The sequence below is a fragment of the Haladaptatus sp. genome, from assembly GCF_049589095.1.
GTDB lineage: Archaea > Halobacteriota > Halobacteria > Halobacteriales > Haladaptataceae > Haladaptatus.
In genome coordinates this window covers 1-3,802 of sequence record NZ_JBAWAC010000281.1, presented here as the reverse complement: position 1 = coordinate 3,802, position 3,802 = coordinate 1, and the positions used below count along the sequence as shown (strand labels likewise).

Genomic DNA, 3,802 nt, shown 5'->3' with positions numbered 1-3,802 from the left:
GAACAGACCCGTTTCGAAGTAGGCCAATTCGAGGATGACGATAACGACGGTGATGGCCGCAACCGTGTAGAAAACGCCGCGCTGGGCGGTGAACAGGTGCCAGAGCATCATCGGGAGGAAGAGCACCGCACCGATCACCCCGATTGCGGGTGGAATCGCGGACACGTCCTCGTGGTCACGTTGGGTCAACGCAAGGTAGCTCATCCCGCCGAAGACGACGATGAACGTCAGCGACGCGAACGACGTGATCCCCTCCAGACTGCCGACGACGGTGAACGCGGCGGTCAGCACGCCGAGGATGAGGATGATGCGTTTGGGTAAATCCTCGCCGACGTGGAACTCGTCGGGCGAACTGGCGTCGAGTTTCTTCGGAAGGAGTCCGTTCTCGATGAGTCGGTCCGAGAACTGCGCGCTGGTGAAGAGCGTCGCGTTGATCGCGCTGGCGGTCGAGAACAGCGCCGACAGCGAGATGATGAGTTCGCCCCAACTTCCGCCGAACTTCGAGGCGGCGGTCGCCAGCGCCACTTCCGGATGCTTGGAAACCATCCCGACGCCGACGATACTGGTGGTGACGATCGCGACGCCGATGTAGATCGCCACGGCGGTCGGAATCGAGAGGTAGATGGCGGTCGGGTTGGTGTCGCTGTGGTTCTCGATGGTTCCCTGTGAGTACATGAGCAACTGCCATCCCTGGAACGCCACGAACGACATCGCCGCCGCCATGATGGGGTTGAAGCTCAGCGAACCGACCCCCGTCTTGATGCCGCCGTGCGACGTGCCGAACCAGAGACCGACCAGTGCGAAGCCGACGAGGACGGCTATTTTGACCACGACGAGCGCGATTTCGACCCAGCCGGACTCCTCCACGCCGACTAGGTTGAGACCGACGAAAATCCCGATGATGGCCAGCGACAGCACCGCCCGCAGCGGTAGCCCCGCGACGTGTTCGACACCGGCGATATCGACGGCGTAGCTCCCGAACGCGTAGGCGTACATCGCGATCGAGCCGACGTACCCGAACAACAGCGTCCACCCGGCCATTCCCGCGAGCGTGGAACTGTCGGCGAACCACGCCAGATAGGTCGGCGACGCGCCTTCGGGGTCGCTTAGCTGGTTCAACTTGATGTACGAATACCCCGCACACATCGCCACGATTCCCGCTAGGACGAACGAGAACCACGCCAACGGCCCGGCGACTTTCACGACGACGCCGAGGACGGCGTAAATCCCCCCGCCGATCATCCCACCGAGGGCCATCGACACCGCGCCGGTCAACCCGAGCCCTTCACCTGCTGCTTCTTCGGTCATTTCGAATAGGTTGCCGATGGAAGATGCATCAGTGTTGTAGCCGAATACTAAACCCATTCATATTAGACGGGAAAACATCGACCTCAACGCGTCCGATAGTCGAAACTGTTTTGACGATTATATTAGAATTAAATCATATGTCCGATGTTGCCCTCCAAAAGACGATTCGCCGGTGTACCGCACTACTCGTTATCGCCCTCTCCTCGATTGCCATCTCTCTCAGGCCGTCCACATTGAACTCCGGCGACGGACTGTTCGTTCTAATCGCGTTCTTGCTGTTTCTGGGCTCCATTCTGTATCTTGGCTGGAGCATCGTACTTGAGTTCGGCGCTCCGGTCCCCGCAGAGTCGTCCGACGCCGACGACGAAAGCGAAAAATCAGGTGAACAACCGACCGAGTGAACGGCCCGGTTCTCAGTTTATCTCGTTGTGCATCGCCTCGATGACCTCGTCGAGGTCCGGTTCGCCGCCGCCCGGCTGTCGGCCGTAGGAGAACTCGCCGTTCCCATCGACCGATTCGCCCTGCGTCCAGCGCTGGTCCGGGTTCGGGCGCTCGTCCTTGGTCGTGGACATGAACTCGTAGTTGAAGTCCTGGTTCTCCTTCTCCTGCGGGAAGCTGTTCGGCACCGGAACGTGGTCCTCCATCGTTTCGAGGGCGGCGTGCCACTGGTTCTGGTGCATCGTGTCGCGGGCGATGAGGTACGACAGCATGTCCTTCATGCCGGGGTCGTCGGTCATTTCCCAGAGCCGTGCGGCGAGGGTTCGACCGGTCGATTCGGCCATGACGTTCGCGTACATGTTCGCCGCGAGGTTGCCGCTGGCGACGATGTAGTTCCCGGTGAACGGCACGCCGTTGGAATCGACGGGCATCGCGTGCAACCCCGCCGAGAGCGCCTGCCGTGGCTGTCCGCTGTTCATCATCTCGGCGATGACCGCGTCCTCGCGCGCCGCCTCGCGCTGGGCGTCGGACGCCCCCTCCAAGTTCTTCGCCACCGCCGTCGCGAGCATCTCGATGTGACCCAGTTCCTCCGTCGCGGTCTCCATCAGTAGTCGTCTGTACTCGCCCTTGTCGGCGGGCACCGCGAACGCCTGAAACATGTACTGGAGTGCGACCCGCATCTCACCTTCCGCTCCCCCGATGGCCTGCTGGAGCATCTTGGCGAACCGTGGGTCTGGCTCTTCGACCGTCACCTCGTACTGGAGTTCGTTGTCGTGGTAGAACATCGCTTTCCCGTGGTGAGCGACAAGGGAGACGTGATTAGGCACACTGCCTGCGAGCGCACGGCAGTTAAACGACCCCGCGTCCCATCGCCCGCTCCCCTCGAATTCGTCCGTTTCGACCGGTCGGATGCTCGCCGAACGTTTCCCGGCCACAACAGTTTGCAAGGAGGAGCCTCCTATCCCCAAGGACCATGGTCGACATTGATCTCGACGCCGTACCGAGTCGTGGCCGAACTGGCTGGTGGGTTTTCATCCTGCTCCTCGTCCTCGTCGCGGCGTACGTCGCGTACTCGTTCATCGGGATGGTGGTTCTGGGTGTCTTCGGCTACTACGCCACCCGGCCCATCTATCGCCAACTCAGTGGTATCACTGATTCCGACGGGGTAAGTGCAGGGCTGACGCTTCTCGTCGTGTTCCTTCCCATCGTCGTGCTCACGTTCTACGCCGGGTTTCAACTCGTCAGTCGAGTGGGATCGGTGTTCGGGAACACCACCGATTCGGCACTCGTGACCCACTATCTGGGGGCGCTTCCGAAGGGCCAACAGCGGACGGTTCTGGAAGCCATACACCACCCACAACAGCTCCTCTCGAATCCGCAGACGACGGTCATGACCGTGCTCGACGCGGGATTGAAGGTCACCTCCGCCGTCGTCGGCGCGGGGATGCTCATCGCGCTCGCGGTGACGCTGTCGTACTTCCTGTTGAACCACGACGACCAACTCGCCGACGGTCTCGTCCAACTGTTCGACGGGAAGGACACGGCGGCCTACGGCTACGCCGTGGCCGTCGACGAGGACTTGGAGTCCGTCTTCTTCGGGAATCTGCTCTTCGTCATCGGCATGTCCGTCATCGCGTGGGTCGCGTATTCGGGGACGAACCTCCTCGCGCCGTCGGGGCTTCACATCCCGATGGTCTTCGTGCTCGCGTTCCTCACCGGCATCGCCAGCCTGATTCCCATCGTCGTCGGCAAACTCGTCTACATCCCCGTCGTCGGCTATCTGGCCTTTCAGGCGGTCGACTCGGGCGGAAACCATCTGGCGTTCGTCGGCGGGGTGCTCGTCGTCTACTTCCTCCTCCTCGACACGCTTCCCCAGACGTTCCTCCAACCGTACATCACGGGTCGTCAACTCGACATGGTGATGATGATGTTCGCGTACCTTCTCGGCCCGATTCTGTTCGGCTGGTACGGTTTCTTCCTGCTTCCGATACTGTTCATCCTCATGTTGGAAGCGATCCGTATCGTGCTTCCCGAACTCCTCCACGGGGAACTGCTC

At 61.3% G+C, this 3,802-nt stretch carries 4 protein-coding genes; 2 read left to right on the top strand and 2 right to left on the bottom strand.

Annotated features, from left to right (window positions below; translation table 11 throughout):
* The coding region (locus WBV42_RS09165; RefSeq protein WP_423985751.1) for an APC family permease at positions 1-1,308 on the bottom strand (1,308 nt) is incomplete at its 3' end.
* A 137-nt stretch (positions 1,309-1,445) separates the two neighbouring features.
* Between WBV42_RS09165 and WBV42_RS09160 the strand changes: the two genes are divergently transcribed.
* Positions 1,446-1,709 carry a hypothetical protein gene (locus WBV42_RS09160; RefSeq protein ID WP_423985750.1) on the top strand — a complete coding sequence of 88 codons (264 nt, stop codon included), beginning with the start codon at positions 1,446-1,448 and terminating at the stop codon, positions 1,707-1,709.
* Positions 1,710-1,721: 12 nt separating this feature from the next.
* On the opposite strand, the gene WBV42_RS09155 is transcribed toward WBV42_RS09160, so the two are convergent.
* Complete coding sequence (locus tag WBV42_RS09155) at positions 1,722-2,531, bottom strand: manganese catalase family protein (protein WP_423985752.1); 810 nt, start codon at positions 2,529-2,531, stop codon at positions 1,722-1,724.
* Positions 2,532-2,719: 188 nt separating this feature from the next.
* Here WBV42_RS09155 and WBV42_RS09150 point away from each other — a divergent pair.
* Positions 2,720-3,802, top strand: a 1,083-nt coding sequence (locus WBV42_RS09150) for an AI-2E family transporter (protein WP_423985749.1), incomplete at its 3' end; no start/stop codon positions are given.